Source organism: Kordiimonas sp. SCSIO 12603 (assembly GCF_024398035.1).
In the GTDB taxonomy this organism is placed as follows: domain Bacteria; phylum Pseudomonadota; class Alphaproteobacteria; order Sphingomonadales; family Kordiimonadaceae; genus Kordiimonas.
On the sequence record NZ_CP073748.1, the window covers coordinates 459,914 to 484,703 of the forward strand.

Consider the following 24,790-nt stretch of genomic DNA (forward strand, 5'->3'; position numbering starts at 1 on the left):
GGGGAAACCATGACAACACCTGCAAAGAAATATATGAAATCAATGGTTTTAGCTTTCTCGGCGTATGCTTTTATCCTGATAGGAGTAAATATCGCCCTGAAGCAAATCGAATTCCCACAGTGGCAGCAGATTATCTTGGCCCTTCTACCGATGTTCCCTGTGTTTCTGGTTCTTCGAGCTGCTTTAGAGTTCTCTAGAAGCTGGGATGAGCTTCAGCGTAAGAAGGCTATGGAAGCGACACTGATCAGCTTTTTACTTGTGGGTTTCAGTACTTTTGCCTATGGCTTTCTCGAAGGAATTGGGTTCCCTAAACTGCCTATCATTTGGGTGATGCCAATGATGATGGGGGTTCAGGGACTGGCGCAGGCTTATGTTGCGAGAAAATACGAATGAAAAACCGCTTAAAAGTTTTACGCGCTGAAAGAGACTGGAGCCAACAGGTGTTGGCAGAAAAAATTGGCGTATCGCGGCAAACGATTAATTCAATCGAACGCGGAAAATATGACCCCAGCTTGCCACTTGCCTTCAGTTTTGCCCGAATTTTTGAATGCGCAATTGAAGATATCTTTCAGCCTGAATAGGGCTTATAGTTCCACAAAATAATTACAATCAGCCTGCATATTCTGCGGGTTGATTTTTGTGTGGAGGATATCATGAAACAGGCATTAACTGGTTTGGCCGTGTCAGCACTGGGGGTAACATCCGTGTTGGCGGATGATCAGAAGGGATTTGAATTCCTTGCGTTTGGCGACATGCCTTATGGTGGTAGCCAGATTAATTATCTGGAACAGGCTGCTAAAAAGCTAAAAACCTCTGATATTCCTTTTGCACTTTTCTTTGGTGATATGAAAAGCGGTGGTAAACGCTGTAGTGAAAAGCGTTACGAAGAAAACCTTAGCGCAATCTTTGGTGTTACTGAAAAGCCTGTTTTTCTGACCCTCGGTGATAATGACTGGACCGACTGTGACCGAAAAGGCGATAATGAGCTGGTAAAGCTCTATGAAATCCGTGAACGAGCTTACCGCAGTGATTATTTACCTGAAAACCGCACGACTATGAATATTAACCGGGATATCAGCTATCCGGAACTTGTTCGTTTTCAGTATGAAAACCTTTATGTCACCACACAGCATATTGTTGGTACAGGGAACGGGCGTGAAGAAGTTGTGGCAGACAACAAAAATGAGATCCTGACAGCTGTTGATCTAAGAGACGCCAAAAACAAAGCCTGGCTTGAAGAAAGTTTCCATGATGCTGCTGATGCAGACGGTATGGTGGTGTTTATTCATGCTGATGTTACAGAGGATTCCTCTTTTCTTGGTAAAGAGACTTGTGGGAGTGGTCTTCAGGAAAACTGCGATCCTTATGCGAGCTTTATACAAAACCTGAAAGAAAAAGCTGCGGCTTATGAAAAGCCTGTGCTTTTTATCCACGGTTCCACCAAGGTCCACTGCGTTCAACAGGGTTTTCTGGGTGAAGATAACCTTACACGCTTTAACGGTGCAGGGGATGGTGTTCTCGATCTTTCCTTCGTGAAATGGAACGGGAAAACCGGGTTTGAGTTTAAAAGCTTTAATACCGGGAAAAATGTTAAAACCTGCGACTAAATATAAAAAAAGCCCGGTAACACTACCGGGCTTTTCAATATTCATTTATGTGCCAAGCGTTATGCTGCCAGCTCTCCAGCAAGGCCTGCTTTCACGAGCTTGATGCTATCTTCAAGACCGTACAGCGCAAAGAAGCCGCCCATGCGTGGGCCCTGGCTTTGGCCAAGAAGGACTTCATAACAGGCTTTAAACCATTCACGGAGGTTTTCAAATTCAGCGTCTTTACCCGCTGAGTAAACCTCTGTCATGATCACTTCTGCATCTGTCTCGTTCGGGTCCAGAGCACCAAGTCGGCTGATGAGGCTTTCAAATGCTTTGCTTTCCTGCTCGTTTGGCAAACGGAAGCTCTTTGTTGGTTTTACAAAGTCTTCATAATATTTGAGCGCATAGTCCATCAGGCGGTCAAGTGCAGGGAATTTTTCTGCGGTCGCGCCTTCAGCATATTTGCTCACAAAGCCCCAAAGCGCTTCTTTCTCTTCCGTGTTTGCCACAGAAACAAGGTTCAGAAGCAGCGCGAAGCTTACAGGCAGGCTTTCTGATGGAACATTGCCGCCATGGATGTGCCATACAGGGTTTTTATAGCGGTCTGCCAGTTCCTGTGTTTGGTACTTCTCAAGGAAGGTATAATATTCATCTACGGCCTTCGGGATCACATCAAAATACAGGCGTTTCGCTTTCCGTGGGCTTTGGAACATATAAAGCGAAAGGCTCTCAGGGCTCGCATATGCAAGCCATTCTTCAATAGAGATACCGTTCCCTTTGGATTTCGAGATCTTCTTGCCCTCCTGATCAAGGAACAGCTCATAACTCAGCGCCTCTGGTGGTTGGCCACCAAGGATGCGGCGGATGATAGAAGAAAGCTTCACACTTTCATCCAGATCTTTACCCGCCATCTCGTAGTCCACGTCAAGGGCATCCCAGCGCATTGCCCAGTCAACTTTCCACTGGCATTTCACATTGCCGCCGGTTACTGGCACTTCAATGCGCTCGCCCGCTTCTGTTTCAAAGCTGATGATGCCCTTTTCAGGATCTTCCACACGAACAGGAACCTGCAGCACGCGGCCTGTGTCAGGATCAATCGGCAGGAATGGGCTGTATGTTTGCTGGCGCTCTTCACCAAGCGTTGGCAAGATCACTTTGATTACTTTGTCATAGTTGCGGCAAAGCTTTAGTAGCGTCTCGTCAAAGCGACCTGATTTGTAGCATTCAGTTGCGGAATAAAACTCGTAATCAAATCCGTACTGGTCAAGGAAAGCCTGCAAGCGCGCATTATTATGCTCACCAAAGCTGTTGTGTGTACCGAACGGGTCTGGCACCTCAGTGAGAGGCTTGCCTAGCGCACCTTCAAGAAGTTCCTGGTTTGGCACGTTTGTTGGCACTTTCCGAAGGCCATCCATATCATCCGAGAAACAGATAAGTTTGGTTGGGATATCAGAAATTTCCTGGAACGCGCGCATCACCATTGTTGTGCGGGCTACTTCGCCGAATGTACCAAGGTGCGGCAGGCCTGATGGGCCATACCCTGTTTCAAACAGAATATATCCCTTTTCCGGCGCGCCAGATTTATAGCGTTTGACCAGCTTTTCTGCTTCCTTGAAAGGCCAAGCGTTGCTGGATAGAGCTAAATCTACGTCTTTTGTCATAAGCGTCACCGTTATTTATAGGTTTCTGTTTGGTTTAAAACTCGCGGAAGCTAGGGTTTCTAAGGGCTTTCGTCAAGAAAAACACCAATATGTTATGGCATAAATTCTATAAAATCACATTAGCGGGTGTTTTTTACGAATGCATAACATTATGCTCCGCCCATGTCTGACTTATTTGGCCCGGATTTAGTAGTTGAAGCTGACCGTGCGGGAGCCTCGCTTGAGGCAATTCCTGTGGCGGTGGTTGGCGTGCGCTTTGTTACCATTCTTACGGAACATGGTGAGTTTGAAGAATTTGATCATGAAACGGCGGCTAAGCGCCTAAGCACGAAGGCGCATATGCTGGTGAACAGGGTTATGGCGGCGCGCAGGCTTGGTATGCCGTACCTACGAGCATATGATTTGCTGGAATTATACGCATTCGTTCGGCCTGCTCGCTATTGTTTGCCGACAGTACAGGGTCTTCTTGAAGCTTTGGTGCTAGATAAAAGCGCCGATACTCACGAAGACATCTGCCTCGCCCTTCATACGATTGCGGAGCGACTCTTGTCTGATATGGCGGCAGAAACCTACCGCTACAGGGCCGGGGGCGACCGTGTTTTGATGATGATGGCCAAAGCGGGCTGGACATGGGGGCCACTTGCGCTTGGGTATATGGAAGAATTCGCTGATCATAGCCGAGAGGATGGTTTGCTGGTCTGGACATCTCTTCCTGAATGGGAAGATGGGGCACCGCCGCCGCCGCCAGGTGATGAAGCAATTGAACCGGAGGAAAGCCTTTCAAGGCTTACGGAACTTTTGGGGAATGGATCAGAACAGCGCGAAGGGCAAAAACGTTATGCTGCTGCCGCAACCCATGTGTTCAGGCCGCGTGAAATGCTTGAAGGGCCGAATATCCAACTTCTTGAAGCAGGAACCGGCACAGGGAAAACCCTCGGGTATATCGCACCCGCAAGCCGCTGGGCTGAACGGAACGATGGTGCCGTTTGGTTATCCACGTACACAAAAAACCTACAGAGGCAGCTGGATCAGGAACTTTCCAAGCTTTATCCAGACCCTCGGGTTAAGGATAAACGGGCAGTTATCAGGAAAGGGCGTGAAAACTATGCCTGCCTTCTGAATATTGAGGAAACCACCCGTGCAGTAATGATGCGTACTAACCCAAATCAGGGTGAAGACCGGGATAAAATCCTGATCGGGCTTGTAGCTCGCTGGGCACGGTATACCCGTGACGGTGATATGATTGGGGGTGATTTCCCAAGCTGGCTTGGTGCTCATTTTGGGGTAGGACGTATTGCAGGGCTCACGGACCGTAGGGGGGAATGCCTCTATTCTGCCTGCGCGCACTTCAGGCGTTGTTATATTGAAAAGTCTGCCCGTAAAGCCAAACATGCTGATCTTGTGGTAGCGAACCATGCGCTGGTGATCGCACAAGCCGTTTCAAGGATTGGAGATCCTGATCTTCCAAAACGTTTGGTCTTTGATGAAGGTCACCATGTTTTTGATGCGGCGGATAGTGCATTTTCCCTGAATTTATCCGGGCTTGAAGGCGCCGAACTCCGGCGCTGGATCAGAGGCAAAGAAAGTGGTGGTAGCACACGGGCAAGGGGGCTTAAAAGTCGGCTGGAAGAGCTAGTTGCTGATGATATGGACGCACAGAAGCTTCTTGAAGAAACGCTTGAAGCAGCACGATTGTTACCGTCAGATAACTGGATGGGTCGCGTTGCGGGCTCTGCTCCGGTAACGCGGTTTGAAACTTTCCTTATGCATATCAGGGCACAAGTGCTTACCCGCGCAGATGGGCGAGGGCCGCATACTATTGAATGTTCAATCGCTGATCCAATCGAAGGATTGGTGGAAGCGGGGCAAGCGCTGTTTGAAGGGCTCGCTGCACTCGCACAGCCTATGTCAGGGCTTTCAAACCTTTTGATAAAACGGCTTGATGAAGATTCTGATGTGCTTGATAGCATGTCCCGTGGGCGGTTAGAGAGTTCAGCGAGGTCACTGAAACAGCGCGCAGAGATTGTTACCAACTGGGCTGCTATGGCTGAAGGCCTTGGAAAGCTATCGCCTGAGGGCTTTATTGACTGGTTTGAGATAGAGCGTATTGATGGCCGCGAACGAGATATCGGGTATCACCGCCATTTCATAGACCCAACTAAACCATTTTCAGAGTGTGTGCTTGCAGAAACCCACGGAACACTGATTACATCCGCAACGTTGAGAGACAAAGCGACTGAAGTGGAAGATTGGCAATCTGCTGATATGCGAACAGGGGCTCAGCATCTGATGGTGCCGCCAAAGCGGCTTTCTGTTTTATCCCCTTTTGATTATCCAAAATCTACCAAGGTGTTGATAGTTGGTGATGTGAATAAAATGGATGCCGTTCAAGTGGCGGCGGCATACCGGGCACTCTTTATGGCATCTGGCGGTGGAGCACTTGGGCTATTCACTGCCATTAGTCGTCTCAGAACAACTTATGAATATATCGCTGGGAACATGGAAGAAAACGGCATGCCGCTTTATGCGCAGCACGTAGATCCCGTGGATACCGCAACGCTTGTTGATATTTTCAGAGATGATCCTAATAGCTGCCTATTGGGAACAGATGCTGTGCGGGACGGGGTGGATGTACCTGGTGATAGCCTGCGTCTTATTGTATTTGATCGTGTTCCCTGGCCGCGACCAACCATTTTGCACAGAGCGCGCCGGAATGCTTTTGGCGGCCGGCACTATGATGAAATGCTCACACGTCTTAAACTCGCACAGGCTTTTGGTCGGCTTGTACGGCGTGCGAATGATCGCGGCGTGTTTGTGATGCTGGACGGTCAAACCCCAACGCGGTTGATGGAAGCAATGCCTGAAGGGGTGGAAATTGAACGGGTTGGCCTTGCGGAAGCGGTGAAAACTATCCGGGAATTCTTTTAAAGCTTAGAGATTATATTGATGCAGCAGCTGCCACGAGCAACAGAAAAGCTAGATTTCGTAACAGTTACATTTGCTGGTGATTTGAAGCTGCTTGAATTGCAGGCCAAATCGATGGCTATGTTCCTGCCTGCTAGTTTGGTGGGAAACATCGTTGTTATCTTTAATGACGCAGATCCAAAAGAGAACCGAGATTTTTTCGAAGAAAATATTCGCCCCTTGTATGGTTCCTTGGCGCCAAAGCTTAAACTGTTTAACCGAGCTGACCTAACGGGTGATTATGTGTTTATCCACCGTGATTGGTTCAGCCAACAGATTATGAAGTTGAGAATTGCTGAGCATATTGAGAACTCTGCCTATATTATACTGGATTCAAAGAACCATTTTACGCGGCACGTAAAGCGCGAGGATTTTGTAGCTCCAGATGGTCGGCTCAAGTTGGCCTTTATGAAGTTCCAAACTGATAGTTCATTTTTCAGGCGGTTATGGTCCGGCGGTAAGGTAGGGTATGATATACCGAGAAGATTGGTTGGTTCTTTTGAATATTTTGGCCTTAAGCCAGAAAAGTACCTACAGCAGATAGTTCCAACAACAACACCTTTCCCATTATACCGAGATATCTCCCTTAATTTGATTAACGAGATTGAAACCCGAGAAAATAAACGTTTTGAAGACTGGTTCGAGACTTACTTCACAGCAACAGAGTTTTATCTTTCGCAAGCATTTCCACTTTATAAAGGTATAGAAAACGAGATGCTTTACCTGCCATCCAAACGGTTGGGAAACATTATCTTCCCCGGGAATGTATCTATCGCTGATATAGACCAGCGCCTTAATAAGCACCGAAAACAGGGCTATTTTTCCTTCGGCGTGCACAGAAAGGCTTTTAATGGATTAAATGATGAAACCGTGGCCCTTATAGGGAAATTTTGGGTAGAAATAGGCCTTATAGAAACTGAGGAAGAAGCTCGCTTGTTTCTAAAATAATATGATTGTTCTATCGGTTTTAAAGAGAATAAACCATTTACATTATGCGCCTTATTGGCGATAAATCGCCTTAAGAAAAGGAGAGCTATGTATGTCTACAATTAGCCCTGAAACCGCTTTGGTTTATACGATGGTGACAGTTGCCGCATCTGATGGACAACTATCTGATACAGAACTTACCCGCATGACAGGTCTTGTTGGCTATCTGCCGGCCTTTCGCGATTATAATATTGAGCGCTTGCGCCAGGATACAGATACATGTGTGGATCTGATGCAAAGTGAAGAAGGCTTGGACGCTGTACTTGGTCTTGTGGCTGAAGCTGTGCCTGAAACACATATTGATCTTGTTTATGCACTTGCATGTGAAGTTGCCGCATCTGATAGCTCCTTGAGCCAGGAAGAACTTCGTCTTCTTGAGATTATCCGACACTTCTTTGATATTGACCGCCTGACGGCAGCGGCGATTGAACGTGGTATTGCAAGCCGCCAGAAGAGCTTTGCTTAAGAAATTTCTCACCCGTGTGTTTTAATTCGCGCGGGTGAATTCTGCTTCCAAGATCAGGTTTACTTCATCACCCACCAGCGGCAGCCACTGCTTCAGATTAAAATCAGACCTTTTGAAGCGACCTTTTCCTGAAAAACCAATGGTTTTCTTGCCTGTCGCGGGGTTTGTGCCGCTGCCGATAAATTCAGCTGATAAAGTTATCTCTTTCCGAATGCCTCTGATGGTCAGGTTTCCAACAATCTCCGCGGTTTTTTCACCTGTAAGCTGAATGCGTGTGCTTTCAAAGCTGGCGTAAGGATAGTTTTCACTGTCAAACATTCTATCTGCTCTCAGCATGTTATCGAGTGCTTCACTGTTGGTATCCACAGATGCCGTATCAATACGCGTATAAAGCTGAGCTTCTTGAGGTTTTTCTGGGTTAATTACCAGAGAGCCTTCAATCTGGTTAAAGCGACCATGATGGAGTGAAAAACCCAAGTGATTAACCGAAAAGATGATGTTGGCATGAGTTGGATCCAGTTCATAACGACCGGGCACAGCTTTGAGTGGGTCATCATTTAAAGGATACACAATTCGAGCCACAGAAGCACAGCCCGCAAGTGTCAGGAAAAGCACAGCTATGAAAGGGTACCTCATTCCTTCAAGCCCTCTGCATATTCAATAAGCCATGGATCGAGCTTGTAAGTTGGCTCTGATTTTTCGTCTTCAATAGCCACGAAGAGAGAGGCAGTTTTTAGTCTTTTTTTAAGGAGCTTTTTATCCTCAGCTTTAAGGGCTTCAAGTAATCCTTCACCGATCGTGATAAAATACTGATCGAGCGGAGAATTCCGTTCTGCTTTGATAAGTTTTTCGGCTTCTATAACAGCCTTTGCTCGTTCAGCTTTTTTGCCGCGGGCAAGAAACTTCACATATTCAAGTTGAAGGCCTGTATCAAATTCACCGCGTAGTTTGCCTTCTTCAAACATTTCCTGCGCAATGCTTTTCTTGGCACCTAATGCCACACGTGCGAAAAAGCCTGCGGCATAGACTTCGGAATGCCACGTTGCGTAAGCACCGAAGCTTTCGGCTTTTTCACGGTGTTTGAAAATAAGATTAAATAAGAGCGCGCGTGCGATGTTAGCGTGGTCTGTTGCTCTTTTTCGTTTGCCTTCAAAACTAAGTGCCGTTGATAGTGCAGCTGTAATTTTAAAGTTGTCCGGGTCAATTTTAAAAGCTTCTGTGCAGCTTTCAATTGTCAAATGCAAAGTTTTAACAGCGAGCTGGCCTTTATCTATGGTCCCACCTTGTGCAACGCCAGCCAGACAGCCAAGGGCATATCTTTCCTTTTCTGTGCTCAAGGTTGCAGCATGAAGAGCTTCTTCGTAGTTACCCTTTTCGTATGCCTTCCAACCAGTAGCAATATCGGCGGAAGCGGGGGAAGATATGAATATAAGCGTCGAAAGTAATATGTGTTTCATATTCAGTATCCTAGCGCGAGAAACCTGAATAAACACATAACGGCTGTGTTATCCGCGCCAAAAAGTGGGTGAAAATAATACCAGTACCGAGAACAGTTCAAGCCGCCCTATGAGCATGCCAAAAGACATCATCCATTTTGCACTGTCATTAAGACCAGAAAAGTTTCCGGCCGGGCCTACTTGTTCACCAAGCCCTGGGCCAACATTTGCAAGTGCAGTACCAGCGCTTGAGAAAGCTGTTATCCAGTCTACTCCCGTGCTGGCTACACCAAGCGCAAGCACAATGAAGGTAGCAAAAAACAGGCTCATGAAAGCCATAACAGAGCTTCGTACATCATGGGTTATCGGGCGTTTGTTATAGGTTGGTACAAACATGCCGTTCGGGCGAACAATATGGTTCACCCAGCTTTGCATGCTTTTAAACAGCACCTGAAAGCGGAATATCTTGATCCCGCAGCTGGTTGACCCCGCGCACCCGCCAATGAACATCACAAAGAAGAATAAAGTTGCCGAAAACCCACCCCATTGGCTGTAGTCAGTTGAGGCGAAACCTGTTCCCGTGAGGATAGAGATAATATTAAAAGCACCATACCGAAAGGCTTCTTCTGGTGAAAAATCTTTCCAGATCACCAGCCAAAGGGTAACGCTGAAACATAGGAAAAGCGTGAGTTTACTAAAGGCGCGTACTTGTTCATCTCGCCAGATTGCAAGTGGCTTGCCCCGGAGTATTTGCAGAAACAATACAAAAGGTATTGAACCTACGATCATGAAAAGGATGGTCACCATATCAATGGCGAAGCTGTCAAAATGCCCGATAGAGCCGTCTGAAGTGGAAAATCCGCCAGTGGCGATTGTGGTCATAGAATGCGCGAGAGCATCAAACATGCCCATGCCTGCAATCATATAAAACAACATACACAGGGCGGTAAACGCTACATAAAGCCCTGAAATACTGAGAGAAATTTGCCCTGCGCGGGGTAGAATTTTTTCAACAGTATCAAAGCTTTCAGCCTTGAATACCTGCATACCACCAACCTGAAGCATCGGCAGAACAGCTACAGCCATTACAATAATACCAATACCGCCAAACCACTGTAGAAGTGCGCGCCAGAGCAGTAGGCCGGGAGGCGCATTATCCAGCCCTGAAATAACGGTGGAGCCAGTGGTAGTCAGCCCGCTCATAGCCTCGAAGTAAGCATCTGTATAGGATAGATTAAGCTCAGAAAAAGCTAGAGGAAGCGCAGCAAATGCAGGAAGCACGGCCCACGTAAGGCTGGTGAGGAGAAAGGCTTGCCGAAGGTTGAGGTTATCCCCTGTTCCTTGATTTGCCAGCATCAACATGCCGCCAATGGTAAGCGTGAGGAACATCGCCAGCATAAAGATTTCCCAATCTTTATTACCTGCGATTACATCTACCAGTAACGGTAGGATCATACCCGCTGCAAGCATGCAGATAAGCGCACCAAGCGTATAGAGAATAGGTCTAGGGTCCAGCACCTTAGGCTCTCGTTAGTTAATCTCTGTTGAGCAATAAGGACTGTCTAGGGAAAATGCGGGAATGGCAACCCTAAATCTTTCACCGTCAGGGTCTTCCATCTCGTAGCTGCCGCGCATAAAGCCTGTCGGCGTGTCTAGAGGGCTACCACTTGTGTATACAAAATGCTGACCGGGAAGGATGAGTGGCTGTTCGCCAATCACACCTTCACCCTTCACCTCATTATTCTGGCCCGAACCATTGGTAATGATCCAGTGACGGCTGAGAAGGCGCACAGGCGTGTCACTCAGGTTTTCAATCATTACCCGGTATGCCCATACATATTGGTTAGCTTCCGGATCTGATTGTCCATCGAGGAAATAGGATTGCACTGAAACCTTAATTTCCAGTGTTGTTTCCTCAAAGGTTAAAACGCCTTCTATCAGCTCTTCAGACATAAACTTCCTTATAGTCCCGCAACTCCAAGTGCGCGGTTTATGTCTGTCATTAAATCATTTGGGTCCTCAAGGCCAACAGAAAGACGAATAAGCCCTGGTGTGATGCCAAGCTCTAACCGTGTTTCTTCTGCAAGTGCCTTGTGCGTAGTGCTCCACGAATGGGTTGCAATTGAGCGGCTATCACCAAGGTTATTCGAGATATCAATAATCTCAAGCGCATTCAGAAACTTAAAGGCTTGATCACGACCACCTGGTAGCTCGAAGACTACCATGGTACCGCCACGTTCCATCTGGCTGAAAGCAAGTTCACGCTGAGGGAAGTTTTCCAGCACCGGGTGACGTGTTGTATCAAGTTTTTCTGCAATACCGCGTGCAACGAACTCAGCGTTATCACACATCTGATGTACACGCATACCCAGTGTTTCCAAGCCTTTCAGCATTACCCACGCATTAAATGGTGTCATAGCGCAGCCAGTGTGACGGTAGTAGGGATAAAGGAACTCTTCATCCCATTCTTTATCACATAGGATAATACCTCCAAGGCAGCGGCCTTGCCCGTCTATGTGTTTGGTGGTGGAATAGGTTACGATATCAGCGCCTAATTCCATCGGGCGCTGCAACACTGGTGTGGCAAATACATTATCTACCACCAGTTTGGCGCCGTTTTCATGAGCAATATCAGCGATTGCACGCAGATCAACAATTTCAAGTGTTGGATTTGTCGGTGTTTCAGTGAAGAAGGTTTTGGTGTTCGGTTTCACACCATTTTTCCATTCTTCAATGTTTGTGCCGTCAATCACTGTTGTTTCAATGCCGTAGCGCGGTAGAAGTTCATCCATCAGCCAGCGGCAAGAGCCAAAAAGCGCCCGTGCAGCAAGGACATGATCCCCAGTCTTAAGGCTGGCGAGCAGGGAAGCCGTCATAGCAGCCATACCAGTACCAGTAGCCCGGCCAATTTCAGCCCCTTCAAGAACAGCCATCCGTTCTTCGAACATGGAAACTGTAGGGTTTGTCTGGCGACTGTATGTGAAACCTTCGGCCCGACCATCAAAGCGCGCTTCCGCTTCTTCTGCACTATCATAAGCAAAGCCGGAGGTCATAAAGAGTGCTTCTGCCATCTCACCAAATTCGGATCGCATGCTGCCAGCACGCACCATTTGGGTCTGACGTGCCCAAGTTGATGTAATGCTGCGGTCTGTTCCTGTTTTTGGTTTCATGGCATTTCTCCAAAACTCACCTGTTAAGCCACGTTGGCGTTAACTGCCTTTTAGGTCAAGGCATCAGATGGCGCAATCCGCGCTATCGCTTGAATTTCTTTGGTGTTTGAACATTTTATCTTGTCCCAATCCGGTAACTTTCTGCTGATTGCTACGAAATCATCTTAAAGCCTAGTAAGTTCCAGAAATGTAATTGAAGAAGGAAAAGTAGTTGGACAGTTATGCAGCTTATCCAGAAAACCTTCTGGTGAATAGTTAGTACTGAGATCTTGATAGTGGTGTTGAGCCTCCAAAGAGATATTATGGAAACTGCCATAGCTAGTATGGGTAAGCTAAGTATTATCCATATCGCTGGTATATTTCCTGTCCGTAGGTTTAATAAATCAAGCGATGCAAAAAAAGCGATGAACGATAAGATAAAAACAAGATTTATAGCATTTGGAGCAGTAACAAAAAAAGGAACTGATTGTTGCTTCTTTTTGTTAATGAATAGTCTGTATATAAAGCTTGTTGAAAACCACAATATAAACCCGAGAAAAATGATGTGGTGGGTTGAGGCTGTTTGAAAGAGGCTCTGTCGTTCAAACACTGCTGGGGAATCGTTAACATCATAGGCGATTGAGATTACATCGCCATTGTTATCTCGATTTACCTTTAATCGCCTGCTGGCAAGGTCTGTTCTTGCAAAAATATCTGGTTTAATCTCCGCGTAATTACGACCAAACACATTGATTGTATTATCTGCGTTGGAGGTTATCTTCAGTGGAGTGATGAATAGGTTGTTAATTTTGGCTAAGTTTTCTAGGGCACGACGACTGTTGATATATGTGCCCTTCAGAAGATTATGGTCAGTGTATGTTTGGTATGGTTTTTGAGGCTTTTTAACTGAATTGGGTTTAAAAAATTTATTTAATAAATCAAACCGCAAATCTCCGAGCAAGTTTCCATCATGGTGGTTCGATGCAGCAAAAAAGCCCATATTTAACTCTGGGAACAGCATAATATAGGCATTAAAACCAAAGTGAGTTCCATCATGCCAAATGATTTGATGTCCCCAACGATCAGAAAGCTGGAAACCGGCAGAATACCCCGATGTTTGTGAGGTGGTTTCATATAGAGGTGTTTGTATAAGTTTGGTGGCTATGTTTCCATAAACCTTACGATCTTCATAGGTACCAGAGTTCAACACGGCGATCATTAAATTTGCCATGTCCTCTGCAGAGGTCATCATGCTTGTTGAGGGGTATCTATGTACATATGTATAGGGCCGTTCTTGAAGACTTAGTTTATCGCCATCATATCCTGTTGCTAACTTTTCTTTTATGTAGTTTTCCAAAGTATAGCTGGAATTATGCATGTTCAGTGGTGTTAAGATGTGGTCTTTTACGTATTTGCTGAAAGGCATTCCGGTTGTCTTTTCCACAACGTACGCTGCTAATGCATATCCGTAATTTGAATAGGCGTAGAGTTGACCTGGTTCACGTACGAGTGGCGGCAAAAATGTTTTAAGGTGCTCCTCCAATTCCTGATACTGGTTGGGGTCAAGGGTGGAGTCTCCATAAAATTGTTCATCAAGGCCAGAGGTATGGCCTAATAAGTGCCGCATCGTAATGTGGCTAAATTCCTCTTTTCCGATGAGAGTGTCCCCGATATATTTTCTAATATCTTCGTCTAAGTCGATAATACCTTGTTCAATTAATTGCGCGGCAGCTATTCCAACAAATATCTTTGAAACGGAAGCTACTCTGAAGATGGTATTTGATTGGACGCCTTCTCTCCGTTTGATATCAAGGGTTCCATAGCCTTTACTTAAATAGACTTCTCCATTTTTGACAAAGGAAACACTCGTACCTAGGGTGGCATATTTGGGAAGGTTTTCCTCGAACCATGTATCTAGAAAGTACCTTAGTTCCTCTGATGTTTTTGGCCCAAAACCTCCTTCCGATTGAGCAGCGTTAGAGGAGAGAAAAAGTAAGGAAATGAATATTGCTATTTTAGAAAAGTATTTCATTTCACCTATTCCTTTATTGGTATTATCATACCAAAATCGTATTGACTCTACGCTAGAGGTCTATTCACTTTTTTGTAATTAATGGGCCTTTACTTGCTCATATTTGAGCTCAGAGTTTATAAGTATTTATAATATCGAGGAAATTATGAAATCTAGCAGTTGATACTAATATACCTCTTTATTTTGAATGGAATAGAATACATATCTAAAAAGAAATGCGGGTGTAGCTCAGTGGTAGAGCACAAGCTTCCCAAGCTTGGTGTCGAGGGTTCGATTCCCTTCACCCGCTCCACATAATGTCAGGGGAGATCATCATGAGCCTTGTTATTTGGCACAATCCACGTTGCAGTAAATCACGTCAGACATTGGCGATCCTTGAAGAAAAAGGCTTAAGCCCCGAAGTGCGCTTGTATCTTGAAGATGCACCATCAGTTGATGAGATTAAAACGGCTTTAACGCAACTTGGTAAAGCACCACGAGAAATCATGCGTACAGGTGAAGCAGACTATAAAGAACAGGGCCTGAAAGACGTAGAGGATGATGCTGCGCTTGTTGAAGCCATGCACAACACGCCAAAGCTTATTGAGCGTCCGATTGTTTTCAAGGATGATCAGGCACGTGTTGGCCGCCCACCTGAAAGTGTGCTTGAAATTCTTTAAGAATTTTTATTAGCTCGCTAACTATTTTAAAGTTTTTTCCAGCTTGGGGTAATAAATCGCTTGTGCAATACCCCGGGCTGTCATGAATATCAATACGGCTGTCCAAAGCCCCTGAAGGCCAAATGTAGTGCCAAAATATTCCAGTGCTAAAAGGTAAGCTAAAAAGGCGAAAATCATAGTGATAAACATGCCTTTCCCAGACGTAGCACCAATGTAAATGCCATCGAACTGGTAGCTCCATACTGCCATAACAGGCGTCAAGCCCATGATGAAAATTGCCGAAAATGCTTCCAGCCGCACATCTTGAATATTTGTTAGTGTGCTAATTATAGTTTCGCCAAAAATCAGGAAAAAGAGGCTGTAAACAACCGCTGCTGCAAAAGCCCAAAGGCTTGTTCTTATTACCCAAAAGCGGAATTCTCTTTTATTTTCCTTACCGTAAGCGGCCCCTACCAGTGCTTCAGCTGCATAAGCAAAGCCGTCTAATCCTAGGGCAATAAGAAGAAGAAAAACATTCAGTACCTGGCTGGCAGCAAGAGCTGTATCCCCCAGTTTCGCTGCATTTTTGGTGATAAGTGCAAGGGCTGTCATCAGTAGTAGCGTGCGCAGGAAAATAAAGCCGTTTGTTGCCGCTAGTTTTTTTACCTTTCCCCAAACCCATGTCTGGCCAGATGCAATTGCTATCTTGAGGGGAGCGAACCCAAGGCGCCTCGATACAAAATAAAGCCCGACAAACACTGCAGACCATTCAGCAATAACTGACCCCAGCGCGATACCTGCTACTCCCATACCTAGCCCAAGTACGAAAATAAGATTAAGTACAGCATTGAGAATATTGAGAACAAGTTGCAGATAAAGCGCAGCTTTTGCCTGTGCCGTGCCTATCAAATACCCATTGAGAGTATAGACGAATAGTACCGCTGGTGTAGACCAGATACGGATATTGAAATACTGCGCGAAATAAGGCTGTGTATTTTCAGGTGGCACTAACGCAGTGATACTAAGCGAAAAGATAAAAGCTTGAAAAACGAGTAATATTAGCGCGATTACTACACCAAGCATGCTGGAACGAATGAAAATTCGAGCGATTTGATCAGTATCTTTTTGGCCGTGAGCTTGGGCAATAAGCCCGGTAGTGCTCATCCGCAGGAAACCAAAAGCCCAGAATAAAAGACTGAAAACAGAAGCACCTACACCAACTGCCGCCAGGTGAACAGCATCGGGCATATGTCCGATCACCCATGTATCAATAAGACCAACAAGAGGGGCGCTGGAGTTTGCTAGAATAGCTGGGCCAGCGATGGCCCAGATACGTTTGTCTGCATTTGCCTTATATGGCGAAGTTTCTGTGATCAACGTCCAATGCCAGTATAATCAAAGCCGTTTGATGTCATATCTGCTTTACCGTAGATGTTGCGGAGATCAACAAGCACAGGAGATTTCATCAGATCTTTCATGCGGCCAAAATCAAGGGCACGGAACTGGTTCCATTCAGTGATAATTACCGTCGCATCCGCATCTTCCATTGTGCTGTATGGCTCATCATGGAAAGAAACGTCTTCAAGCATATGTTTGGCTTCTTCCATTCCTTTTGGATCAAAAGCATGGATTTCCGCACCGGCTTTCTGAAGAGCTGGGATAATATCCAAGCTTGGGCTCTCGCGCATATCATCTGTGTTTGGTTTGAAAGTTAGGCCAAGAACAGCAATGCGTTTGCCTTCAACGCTGCCACCACAGGCTTTAATCACCTTATCTGCCATCGCAAGCTTGCGCTCTTCATTCACTTCAATAACGGAGCGGATGATTTTCATCGGTACTTCATAATCATCGGCGGAGTGAACAATCGCTCTTGTGTCTTTCGGGAAACAGCTTCCACCAAAGCCAGGGCCTGCGTGAAGAAATTTGCCGCCAATACGGTTATCAAGGCCAATACCTTTTGAAACTTGCTGTATGTCAGCACCAACCTTTTCGCACATATCAGCCATTTCGTTAATGAAGCTGATCTTTGTTGCGAGGAATGCATTAGCTGCATATTTAATAAGCTCTGATGTTTCACGGTTTGTGAATACAACAGGTGTTTCATTCAGGAAAAGTGGTCGATAAAGTTCGCTCATAACCGCTTTTGCTCGGTCACTGTCAATGCCGACCACAACGCGGTCAGGGCGCATGAAATCTTCGATTGCAGCACCTTCTCTCAGGAATTCAGGGTTAGACGCGACGCTATAAAGGTTTTCATCTAGCTTACCTTCCAGGCGTTTGATGATTTCAGCGCCTGTCCCCACAGGTACTGTGGATTTGGTTACAATCACGGTATAATCGGAGATATACTCAGCGAGTTCTTCAACGGCTGCAAACACATACTGAAGATCAGCGTGACCATCACCACGGCGGCTTGGTGTGCCAACTGCAATAAATACTGCTTCAGCGCCTTCCATGGCTTCTTTCAGATCTGTTGTGAAGAAAAGTCTGCCTGCTTCCGTGTTGCGTTCCACCATCACATCAAGGCCTGGTTCATAAATGGGCATAATTCCCTGATGCAGGCGTTCAATTTTACCAGCATCTTTATCAACGCATGTTACAGTATGGCCAAATTCAGAAAAACAGGTGCCAGAAACCAATCCTACATAGCCTGTGCCAATCACTGCGATTTTCATGGTGAGTTCTCCAGAGTAGAGCTAAAAAATTATCATTCCGAAAAGATGGTTAGATTAAACTGTCCGCTAACTGTTGTTTGTTACCATCATGTGATCAAGATACAAACAACTTACTTTTCGTAGTAAATATCTAAATTATAACGAAGGATTTTAAATATTCCTTCGTATAATTGGGTAAATGCAAATCAATTGTGGTGAAATTGCGTGCGTTTGCAAGTTGAAGATGCAACAGACGAAAACTTGATGGTTCAGGTGGCGGAAGGCAATAAGGCTGCTTTTCGGCAGTTAACCCTTCGTCACGGCATGCGCTACCGGGCACTAGCATACCGGTTTCTGGGTGATATGGCTCGCGCTGAAGATTTGGTTCAGGATGCTTTTGTAAAGTTATGGACTAACGCAGATAGTTTTAATGCAGGTAAAGCCAAATTTACCACATGGTTTCACCGTGTTGTTGTAAACAGGTGTTTGGATGAAAAGCGTAAGAAAACAATTGAGCAGTTGCCCGAGAACTTTGATCAGGTAGATCAAACTGCAAGCGTGGAAGTACTGCTTGAAAAAGATGCGGTTGGAAAAAGGTTATCTCGTGCGCTTGATGCGCTTTCAGAACGACAACAAACCGCCGTGAAACTTAGTTACTTTGATGAGCTGTCTAATCAGGAGGCAGCCGATGTTATGGGATTGAAATTGAAAGCGTTTGAATCGCTTCTGGTTCGGTCCCGCACTAAAATGAGGCAGGTGCTTGCGGCAGAAAAAACAGATCTGCTGTCGGCACTTGGATAAGGTGATCATATGGTGGCACGTATGAAACAGGATACATTTGAAGAACTGCTTTGCATGTATGGTACGGATATTTCCGTTTGGCCAACAGAGGTCCGGGAAGCAGCGCAGATATATGCAGAAACAGAGGTTGGTATTGCTCTTTTGGAAGCAGAGCACGAAATTGATCAAATGTTTGAAGCTGGTATTGCTATGGGGCCTGAAACAGCAAGTGACGGTAATAGTGATGCTTTCCTGAGCCGATTGGCATGTATTCCTGAACAACATGCGCAAGCTGTGTATGCAGTTTCATCAGGAAACGTGGGGCTATTTACACATATTAAAACACTGTTTGCTGAAACGTTCCGTTTTTCTGCTGCATCATATGCCGCCCAAGGTTTTGCTTTTGTTGCAGTTTTAACCGCTGGTATTATGGTTGGTGCACAAACAACGGTGGCGACCGCTGATGATGATCTTGATCTTAGTGAAGATTGGTTTGCATCAGCAAGCGACGTAGAGGAATTGGAATAAATGTTGGGTAAGACAAAATTTCTCCTCATCCTTCTGGGGTTATCCTTGGCGTTAAATGTTTTTTTCGTTGGTCATTATATCGGCGGCAAAACAGGAATGAAAAAGGTTAGGTTTGACGGCAAACCTTCTTTTGCCTTCAATATGCGCCGGATCGGAAGTTATCTTACAGATGAGCAAAAGGTTGCAGTAAGGGAGCTGTTGCATAGCAAGCGTCCCATCTTGAATTCGGGTTTTCGTGACATGAAAAAAACGGAAGCTCAGATTAAAGCCTTAGTGGCGGCTGAAACCGTAGATAAAGAAGCACTTGAAGCTTTGCTTGATGAGCGTCTGAAGAAGATGGCGGTGGTTCATGAACCACTAAAAATGATGATGCTTGAATTTATTCCTTCACTTGATTGGGAAACGCGGAAAAAGATTTCTGAGGAAATGTTTAAGTTTGAACGCAGGAAGAAATACCGCAGGCATGGTCCTACGCCACACGAAAGAAAGCATCCTCCTCAGCATGGAGGAGGAGATGATGAGCGAGATGCTCCACCTCCACCTGAGGACCTGTTTTAAAAACCTGCGGACTCCTGTGGTTAAGCATGCTATAATGCACGTATGACAAGCGCATCTACACTTCCAGCAACTGGGGTGGCCCCTATTGGTGTTCGGCGTCCGCCGGTCCCAACCAATATTGGTGCGCAGCGCGCCGAGGCGGATCCATCAAGTGTGGTAAATGTCGCACGCACTCTAGTAGAAGCATCAAGTGAAACGACTGGCGTGTCGGGTGTTTCTTCCCAACAAACTAATTTAGGTGGTGCAAGTTCTATTGCCCTGCAAGTTGTGGAAGCTTCTGAAAGAACAGAGAGTAGCCGTTCATCTACGGCTGAAGCTGATTTATCAGAAGAAGAACAAAGGCAGGTGGAAGAATTAAAAGCGCGTGACAGGGAAGTGCGAACGCATGAGCAAGCACATGCAGCGGTAGGCGCACCTTATACAAGCGCCCCTTCTTATGAATTTGTTAGGGGGCCTGATGGTGTTCAATATGCCGTCGCAGGGCAGGTACAGATCGATTCCGCACCAGTCCCTGATGATCCAGAAGCTACAATCCAAAAACTTGAAGTGGTACAGCGTGCGGCCCTTGCGCCTGCTGAACCTTCTTCGCAAGATAGAGCGGTGGCCGCGCAAGCTGCGCAAGGCCTTGCTGAAGCAAGAGCAGAGTTGCAGTCGCGCCGTGCAGCTGAGCGTTCTGGTGAACTTGAAGAAGGTGAGGAAAGTTCAGGCGCTTCCTTGAATATTAACGCTACTGAAGAAAGCGAAGAAGAGGAAAACGGTTTTAACCCAACACCGATTAACTCAACCAGCTTTGGACCAACACCTTCTGTTGGTGCCTCTGGGGTTTCTGGATCAGCGGCTCAGATCATTAATCTCTTTGCCTAGTGGTGATCAGCACCGATAGCTTCACTGATGGATTTAAAGCCATCTTTTTCCAGTAAAACTGCCATTTCATCTTTGATCCGGGTTACAAGCCCCGGGCCTTCATACACCAGGGCGGAATATAGCTGAACAAGCGATGCTCCTGCGCGGATTTTACGGTAAGCATCGTGCCCGCTTGCGACACCGCCAACACCGATAAGAGGTACAGTGCCGTTTGTAGCCTTATACATGGCTGCAAGAACACTGGTAGCTTTATCCATGAGCGGTGCACCAGAAAGGCCTCCCGCTTCACTCTTGTGATTGCTCTTTAGGGTTTCAGGGCGTTCGATGGTGGTATTGCTTACGATAAGACCGTCAATATCGGTGTTGAGTGCGATATGGGCAATGTCAGCAATATCTTCCTCAAGCAGATCTGGCGCAATTTTCACCACGATAGGGATGCGTTGCATGCCATTTTTCATTTTTTCCTCTCGCGCTTCCAGAACGCGTTCTACGAGTTCGGTGAGAGCTTCCCTTGATTGAAGTGCCCTGAGCCCAGGAGTGTTGGGGCTTGAGATATTCACTGTGAAATAAGAAGAAAGGCCGTATAGCTCTTCAATACCCTTCACATAATCTGCAGTTTTATCTTCAGAAGTTTTGTTGGCACCAACATTTGCCCCGAACGGAGCTTCAGTTTTTACCTGCTTAAGCTTGTTCTTAAAGTAATCGAGGCCCTCATTGTTAAACCCAAACCGATTGATAACAGCGCGGTCTTCAGGAAGTCGGAAAAGCCTTGGCTTTGGATTGCCATCCTGCGGCATGGGGGTAACGGTACCGGCTTCTGCGAAACCAAACCCCATATTGATTACCGATACAATAACATCAGCATTTTTATCAAAACCTGCGGCAATGCCTATTGGATTTGGGAAATGAAGACCCATTACATCTGAAGCCAGAGCTGGATAATGATTGTGCGAACTAAAAAACCTCCCAAACCCTGCTTTTAAGGCCGAAATCGTAACATTATGAGCTTTTTCAGCTTCTAGTGCGTGGATGAACGGGCGAATGAGCGGGAATATGTTGGGCATTTTAGTCGCCTATAATATCTGAAAAATCAAAATCTTTGTCTGTGGGCCGCACGAGCTTCTTTTCTATGTGCGCAAGTGCCACATCAAGTGGGCCATGAAGGTGTGGGAACAATTGATCACCGCGGGATTTCTCCCATTTCATTTCTTCAGTGGGGAATACAGATGGTTTGAATGCCAGAACATATATTTCATCTGTGTCTGTGAAATATTTGCTGGCGGTACCCGGCATCTGCTTCGCTGTGGAGAAATGAATGAAACCATCACGAATATCGTCTGCGGAGCCTAAATAAGCACTGTTTGCTCTGGCTTCTTCCCATTCTGATGGGCGCAGTATTTTATAAACGGTGGTCGCGCTCTGTTCCATGCCTGTTTACTATGCAGGAAACAGCTAAGACGCAAGCCAATAATAGCTCAAGGTATGGTGCTTGTTTCTTCGGGCTGTTTTTTTTCTATCTTTTCAAGGCTTTCAATACGGCAAGGTAAACCACTACGGGTTTTGATTTCGTCTACACCTTCACAGAGCAAGCCATTTACCGGGGTGTAGGAAATATATTTATGGAAATAAAGCTGGGAGCAGTGCCGCTTGACGCGCATGAGAATATCAAAATCTGATCGCATCACGAAACGTATCAGTTGGTCTGATTCCACTTTGTACTGAGTAATATTATCGGTTTCTAAGCAAAACTTCCCTTCAGTAGGGCCTGTATCCTGGGTTTGCTCAGTACTTTCCTGTGGCTGGAGGTCTTGTGCAAATAGTTCACCATGCGCCCAGCCGGTTGCGGCAATAATTGCGATGGTAATTAAAATGCGCACATAGTCCTCCTTCTAAACGCTGGTTATAGCCTATAAACCAAGGCTGAATGTAAGCTGAACAGGTATTATACAGCAAAAAAGTGCTGACTCCCTTGTTTTTGCCACACTATATTACGACATAATAACTTGGCGATGCGAGGAGAAAACCAAGTGGGTAAAGAAATTTTACTGTGGCTGAAAGAGAAAATGCAGCAAGCATTCACAGCCCTTAAGAATGCCTTTATATGGCTGTGGCGCTGGCTTACAGGCTGGTTAAAAACAGTATCTGGTAGCACATGGCGCAAGATAGCGGTTTCTGTGCCGCTCGCTTTTATCATTTATATTCTTGTGGGTATGCCAATTGTAAACCGGATAGATGATAAGCTTGCGCTTAATGCAAAAGCCCCTGCTGGTGGTTCTCAATCGGTTGCTGTTCTATCAAATTTGGTTAATAGAGAGGTTAATGTCCATAATTGGACGCCAAATGATCCGTTTTTCCTGCCAGGTTATTATCTGGACAATACGCCGAATTATCAACGCGGCATGTTAGGTGCTTTGTCTCGCTTCGCTTTTGAACTCCGTGATCAGCTGGGGCGTAGCCGTGGTTCCAGTGCTGTAGACCCAGATCTGGAAGGGGCTGCAGGTAATCTTGCTAAAGAACCAAACCTTTGGGTGATGGATTTTTCTACGTCGCTATTACCAACAACACCAAGTGATGCTTATTATAAAGCAGCAGTAAAACAGCTTGAGGCATATAATCAGAAATTAGCGTCTGGGGATGCGGTGTTTGAGCGCCGTTCGGATAATTTGCTCGCGACCCTTGATCGAATCTCACTTGATCTTGGTGCATCTTCTGCAGCCCTTGAGACATATATTGGCGATAATGCCGGTGGTTTTCTGCCTGATACCGGTGCTGATGATCTTTTCTATCAGGTTAAAGGGCAGGTATATGCCTATACGGTACTTCTTGAAGCTTTACGCGAAGATTTTGCACCCGTGATCCAGAACCGTGAACTTGCTTCTATCTATGATGAACTACTGCGTTCTATGCGGTCTGCCGCAACACTTGATCCAACTGTGGTGGTAAACGGTGCTACAGACGGAACACTTGCTAATCATCTGTCTATCCAAGGCTTTTATCTGCTACGGGCTCGTACCCAATTGAAAGAAGTGGCGAACATTCTCCTGAAATAAAGGGGCTTGCATCAAGGCGCTTGGGCTGTCAATCTAACTTCAATTCAAGGGGAATGCTTGTGATTGAGGAAGAGATTCACGGCCCAATCAGGCCTATCAAGAAACGTCAGCGTAAGCTGATTGTTGTTGTTGACGATTCGCCAGAATCTAAAGTGGCTATCCGTTTTGCCGCTGCGCGTGCTGCTCATATCACTGGTGGTGGCCTTATTCTCTTCCACTGTATTCGCCCTTCCGAGTTTCAGCACTGGGTAGCGGTTGCAGACCGTATGCGTGAAGAAGCTATTGAAGAAGCAGAAGAACTTTTAAACGGTGTATCCACAAAACTGCATGAGTATTGCGGTATCAGCCCTAGTATTCATATCGCAGAAGGTGAACCTAAAGACGAACTGCGGAAATATATCAAGGAACACGGTGATGTATTTGGTCTTGTGCTTGGTGCAGGACCTGAAGGAGAACCGGGCCCACTTGTAGATTATTTCACATCAGAGGTCGGTGATATGCCGTGTATCGTAATGCTTGTGCCCGGAAGTATGACTTTCGAGCAAGTTGATGCAATGGCCTGATCAACCATCTGTTTTTAAAAGTTCTCTCAAGCCAACTTTATAGTTTGGATAGTGAAACGCTTTACCAATAAGCGCTTTTACTTTGTCATTTCTTACACGCTTTGATTCCATATAGAAACTACGCGCCATCTCGCTCATTTCAGCGGTTTCAAAATTCTCCAGAGGTGGCGGCGTGACACCAAGTAATTCAGCAGCTTCTTCGATTACCAAATGCGGTGCACATGGTTCATCATCGGCTAGATTGAAAACGCCGTTTGCGTTGCTATCATTCATAAAAGCCCAAACTGCTTCACAGATATCTGTCACGTGGGTACGGCTGAAAATTTGACCGTCTTTGATAATGCGGCGCGCCTTACCTTTTTGCAGGCTAACAAGCGCATTACGGCCAGGCCCATATATGCCGGCCAATCTGAAAAGTCCTGTCCTTGCACCAATTTTATTGGCTAGATCTGACCAGTTTCTTTCAGCCTCGAGGCGTAATTTCCCTCTTTTAAGGGAGGGCGTTGTTGGAGTTTCTTCGTCAACCCAATCACCACCATGATCACCATAAACATTGGTGCTGGAAAGATAGTTTATGGAGGAGATGTTATTTTGTTGTTCAGACCAACTTTCCCATTGTTTAAAAATTGGGCAGCCATCCTTAGGCGTTGGAGTAATAAGAATATGCGTTTCAGGTGGGCAATCGTAAGCATCGGCATCAAAAGGGATGGCGGTAATGCCTTTCTGCTCCAAGTTGGACTTTTTTTCCTCGTCGCGATAGGTGGCTGTTACACTCCATCCTTCGCTGATAGCGCGTTCCATGATGGGTGTTGCTGTATATCCGGGTCCAAAAACCAACAAATGCGCCATTGAAACTATTCCCTAAAATTCT

The 24,790-nt window shown here is 45.9% G+C and carries 26 protein-coding genes and 1 tRNA gene; 14 read left to right on the top strand and 13 right to left on the bottom strand.

Annotation, left to right across the window (positions count from 1 at the left end; translation table 11 throughout):
• Positions 1-9 precede the first annotated feature (9 nt).
• The 3 genes from KFE96_RS02085 to KFE96_RS02095 all read left to right on the top strand — a co-directional run bounded on the left by KFE96_RS02085 (position 10) and on the right by KFE96_RS02095 (position 1,607).
• The gene (locus KFE96_RS02085) at positions 10-393 is read left to right on the top strand and encodes a hypothetical protein (protein WP_247019557.1); all 384 of its coding nucleotides are present in this window, start codon (positions 10-12) and stop codon (positions 391-393) included.
• On the top strand, positions 390-581 hold the full coding sequence (locus KFE96_RS02090) for a helix-turn-helix transcriptional regulator (protein WP_247019548.1): 192 nt from the start codon (positions 390-392) through the stop codon (positions 579-581). The genes KFE96_RS02085 and KFE96_RS02090 overlap by 4 nt, the downstream gene beginning before the upstream one ends.
• 72 nt (positions 582-653) lie before the next feature.
• Positions 654-1,607 (top strand): hypothetical protein, encoded by a 954-nt coding sequence (locus tag KFE96_RS02095; RefSeq protein ID WP_255834366.1) that lies wholly within the window; start codon positions 654-656, stop codon positions 1,605-1,607.
• Positions 1,608-1,666: 59 nt separating this feature from the next.
• Here the strand turns inward: KFE96_RS02095 and KFE96_RS02100 are convergent, their stop codons facing one another.
• On the bottom strand, positions 1,667-3,250 hold the full coding sequence (locus tag KFE96_RS02100; protein ID WP_255834367.1) for a lysine--tRNA ligase: 1,584 nt from the start codon (positions 3,248-3,250) through the stop codon (positions 1,667-1,669).
• 162 nt (positions 3,251-3,412) lie between these two features.
• Between KFE96_RS02100 and KFE96_RS02105 the strand changes: the two genes are divergently transcribed.
• The 3 genes from KFE96_RS02105 to KFE96_RS02115 all read left to right on the top strand — a co-directional run bounded on the left by KFE96_RS02105 (position 3,413) and on the right by KFE96_RS02115 (position 7,667).
• Positions 3,413-6,178, top strand: a complete 2,766-nt coding sequence (locus tag KFE96_RS02105) for an ATP-dependent DNA helicase (protein WP_255834368.1) — start codon at positions 3,413-3,415, stop codon at positions 6,176-6,178.
• 18 nt (positions 6,179-6,196) lie between these two features.
• A complete protein-coding gene (locus tag KFE96_RS02110; protein WP_255834369.1) occupies positions 6,197-7,162 on the top strand; it encodes a DUF6492 family protein in 966 nt (321 codons plus the stop codon).
• A gap of 91 nt (positions 7,163-7,253) precedes the next feature.
• Positions 7,254-7,667, top strand: coding sequence for a tellurite resistance TerB family protein (locus KFE96_RS02115; RefSeq protein ID WP_247019530.1), 414 nt, complete (start codon positions 7,254-7,256; stop codon positions 7,665-7,667).
• 21 nt (positions 7,668-7,688) lie between these two features.
• Here KFE96_RS02115 and KFE96_RS02120 read toward each other — a convergent pair whose 3' ends face one another.
• From KFE96_RS02120 to KFE96_RS02145, 6 genes are all read right to left on the bottom strand, one after another.
• The gene (locus tag KFE96_RS02120; RefSeq protein ID WP_255834370.1) at positions 7,689-8,303 is read right to left on the bottom strand and encodes a YceI family protein; all 615 of its coding nucleotides are present in this window, start codon (positions 8,301-8,303) and stop codon (positions 7,689-7,691) included.
• On the bottom strand, positions 8,300-9,124 hold the full coding sequence (locus KFE96_RS02125) for a hypothetical protein (protein ID WP_255834371.1): 825 nt from the start codon (positions 9,122-9,124) through the stop codon (positions 8,300-8,302). Before KFE96_RS02125 ends, KFE96_RS02120 begins: the two co-directional genes overlap by 4 nt.
• Before the next feature lie 48 nt (positions 9,125-9,172).
• Entirely contained in the window at positions 9,173-10,621 is a 1,449-nt protein-coding gene (locus KFE96_RS02130; RefSeq protein WP_255834372.1) for a TrkH family potassium uptake protein, read from the bottom strand.
• Between the two features lie 12 nt (positions 10,622-10,633).
• Positions 10,634-11,056, bottom strand: coding sequence for a Co2+/Mg2+ efflux protein ApaG (gene apaG, locus KFE96_RS02135; RefSeq protein WP_247019522.1), 423 nt, complete (start codon positions 11,054-11,056; stop codon positions 10,634-10,636).
• An 8-nt stretch (positions 11,057-11,064) separates the two neighbouring features.
• A complete protein-coding gene (gene metZ, locus KFE96_RS02140) occupies positions 11,065-12,273 on the bottom strand; it encodes an O-succinylhomoserine sulfhydrylase (protein ID WP_255834373.1) in 1,209 nt (402 codons plus the stop codon).
• A gap of 151 nt (positions 12,274-12,424) precedes the next feature.
• On the bottom strand, positions 12,425-14,284 hold the full coding sequence (locus KFE96_RS02145; RefSeq protein WP_255834374.1) for a serine hydrolase: 1,860 nt from the start codon (positions 14,282-14,284) through the stop codon (positions 12,425-12,427).
• A 217-nt stretch (positions 14,285-14,501) separates the two neighbouring features.
• Here KFE96_RS02145 and KFE96_RS02150 point away from each other — a divergent pair.
• Together KFE96_RS02150 and arsC are read left to right on the top strand one after the other, a co-directional pair.
• Positions 14,502-14,576, top strand: a tRNA-Gly gene (locus KFE96_RS02150).
• Between the two features lie 19 nt (positions 14,577-14,595).
• Entirely contained in the window at positions 14,596-14,943 is a 348-nt protein-coding gene (gene arsC / locus KFE96_RS02155; RefSeq protein ID WP_370650554.1) for an arsenate reductase (glutaredoxin), read from the top strand.
• A gap of 21 nt (positions 14,944-14,964) precedes the next feature.
• Here the strand turns inward: arsC and KFE96_RS02160 are convergent, their stop codons facing one another.
• Together KFE96_RS02160 and KFE96_RS02165 are read right to left on the bottom strand one after the other, a co-directional pair.
• Positions 14,965-16,299, bottom strand: coding sequence for an MATE family efflux transporter (locus tag KFE96_RS02160; protein WP_255834376.1), 1,335 nt, complete (start codon positions 16,297-16,299; stop codon positions 14,965-14,967).
• Positions 16,296-17,597: a UDP-glucose/GDP-mannose dehydrogenase family protein gene (locus KFE96_RS02165; RefSeq protein WP_255834382.1), complete on the bottom strand. Its 1,302-nt coding sequence runs from the start codon at positions 17,595-17,597 to the stop codon at positions 16,296-16,298. Before KFE96_RS02165 ends, KFE96_RS02160 begins: the two co-directional genes overlap by 4 nt.
• Positions 17,598-17,801: 204 nt before the next feature.
• Between KFE96_RS02165 and KFE96_RS02170 the strand changes: the two genes are divergently transcribed.
• The 4 genes from KFE96_RS02170 to KFE96_RS02185 are packed head-to-tail and all read left to right on the top strand — an operon-like array spanning position 17,802 to position 20,306.
• Entirely contained in the window at positions 17,802-18,377 is a 576-nt protein-coding gene (locus KFE96_RS02170) for a sigma-70 family RNA polymerase sigma factor (protein ID WP_255834383.1), read from the top strand.
• Positions 18,378-18,398: 21 nt separating this feature from the next.
• A complete protein-coding gene (locus KFE96_RS02175) occupies positions 18,399-18,884 on the top strand; it encodes a hypothetical protein (protein ID WP_255834384.1) in 486 nt (161 codons plus the stop codon).
• Between the two features lie 45 nt (positions 18,885-18,929).
• The gene (locus tag KFE96_RS02180) at positions 18,930-19,442 is read left to right on the top strand and encodes a periplasmic heavy metal sensor (protein WP_255834385.1); all 513 of its coding nucleotides are present in this window, start codon (positions 18,930-18,932) and stop codon (positions 19,440-19,442) included.
• A 42-nt stretch (positions 19,443-19,484) separates the two neighbouring features.
• A complete protein-coding gene (locus KFE96_RS02185) occupies positions 19,485-20,306 on the top strand; it encodes a putative metalloprotease CJM1_0395 family protein (protein ID WP_255834386.1) in 822 nt (273 codons plus the stop codon).
• On the opposite strand, the gene KFE96_RS02190 is transcribed toward KFE96_RS02185, so the two are convergent.
• Genes KFE96_RS02190 through KFE96_RS02200 form a run of 3 tightly spaced genes read right to left on the bottom strand, consistent with a single transcriptional unit; the run spans position 20,303 to position 22,183 of the window.
• Positions 20,303-21,370 (bottom strand): quinone-dependent dihydroorotate dehydrogenase, encoded by a 1,068-nt coding sequence (locus KFE96_RS02190; protein ID WP_255834387.1) that lies wholly within the window; start codon positions 21,368-21,370, stop codon positions 20,303-20,305. The genes KFE96_RS02185 and KFE96_RS02190 overlap by 4 nt on opposite strands.
• Before the next feature lies 1 nt (position 21,371).
• Positions 21,372-21,734 carry a DUF952 domain-containing protein gene (locus tag KFE96_RS02195; RefSeq protein ID WP_255834388.1) on the bottom strand — a complete coding sequence of 121 codons (363 nt, stop codon included), beginning with the start codon at positions 21,732-21,734 and terminating at the stop codon, positions 21,372-21,374.
• Between the two features lie 47 nt (positions 21,735-21,781).
• Entirely contained in the window at positions 21,782-22,183 is a 402-nt protein-coding gene (locus KFE96_RS02200; RefSeq protein WP_255834389.1) for a DUF6491 family protein, read from the bottom strand.
• Between the two features lie 150 nt (positions 22,184-22,333).
• On the opposite strand from KFE96_RS02200, the gene KFE96_RS02205 reads away from it, so the two are divergent.
• Together KFE96_RS02205 and KFE96_RS02210 are read left to right on the top strand one after the other, a co-directional pair.
• Positions 22,334-23,356: a DUF2333 family protein gene (locus tag KFE96_RS02205; protein WP_255834390.1), complete on the top strand. Its 1,023-nt coding sequence runs from the start codon at positions 22,334-22,336 to the stop codon at positions 23,354-23,356.
• Positions 23,357-23,415: 59 nt separating this feature from the next.
• On the top strand, positions 23,416-23,919 hold the full coding sequence (locus KFE96_RS02210; protein ID WP_247019494.1) for a universal stress protein: 504 nt from the start codon (positions 23,416-23,418) through the stop codon (positions 23,917-23,919).
• Here KFE96_RS02210 and KFE96_RS02215 read toward each other — a convergent pair whose 3' ends face one another.
• Positions 23,920-24,768 (bottom strand): SDR family oxidoreductase, encoded by an 849-nt coding sequence (locus KFE96_RS02215; RefSeq protein ID WP_255834391.1) that lies wholly within the window; start codon positions 24,766-24,768, stop codon positions 23,920-23,922.
• Between the last annotated feature and the right edge of the window lie 22 nt (positions 24,769-24,790).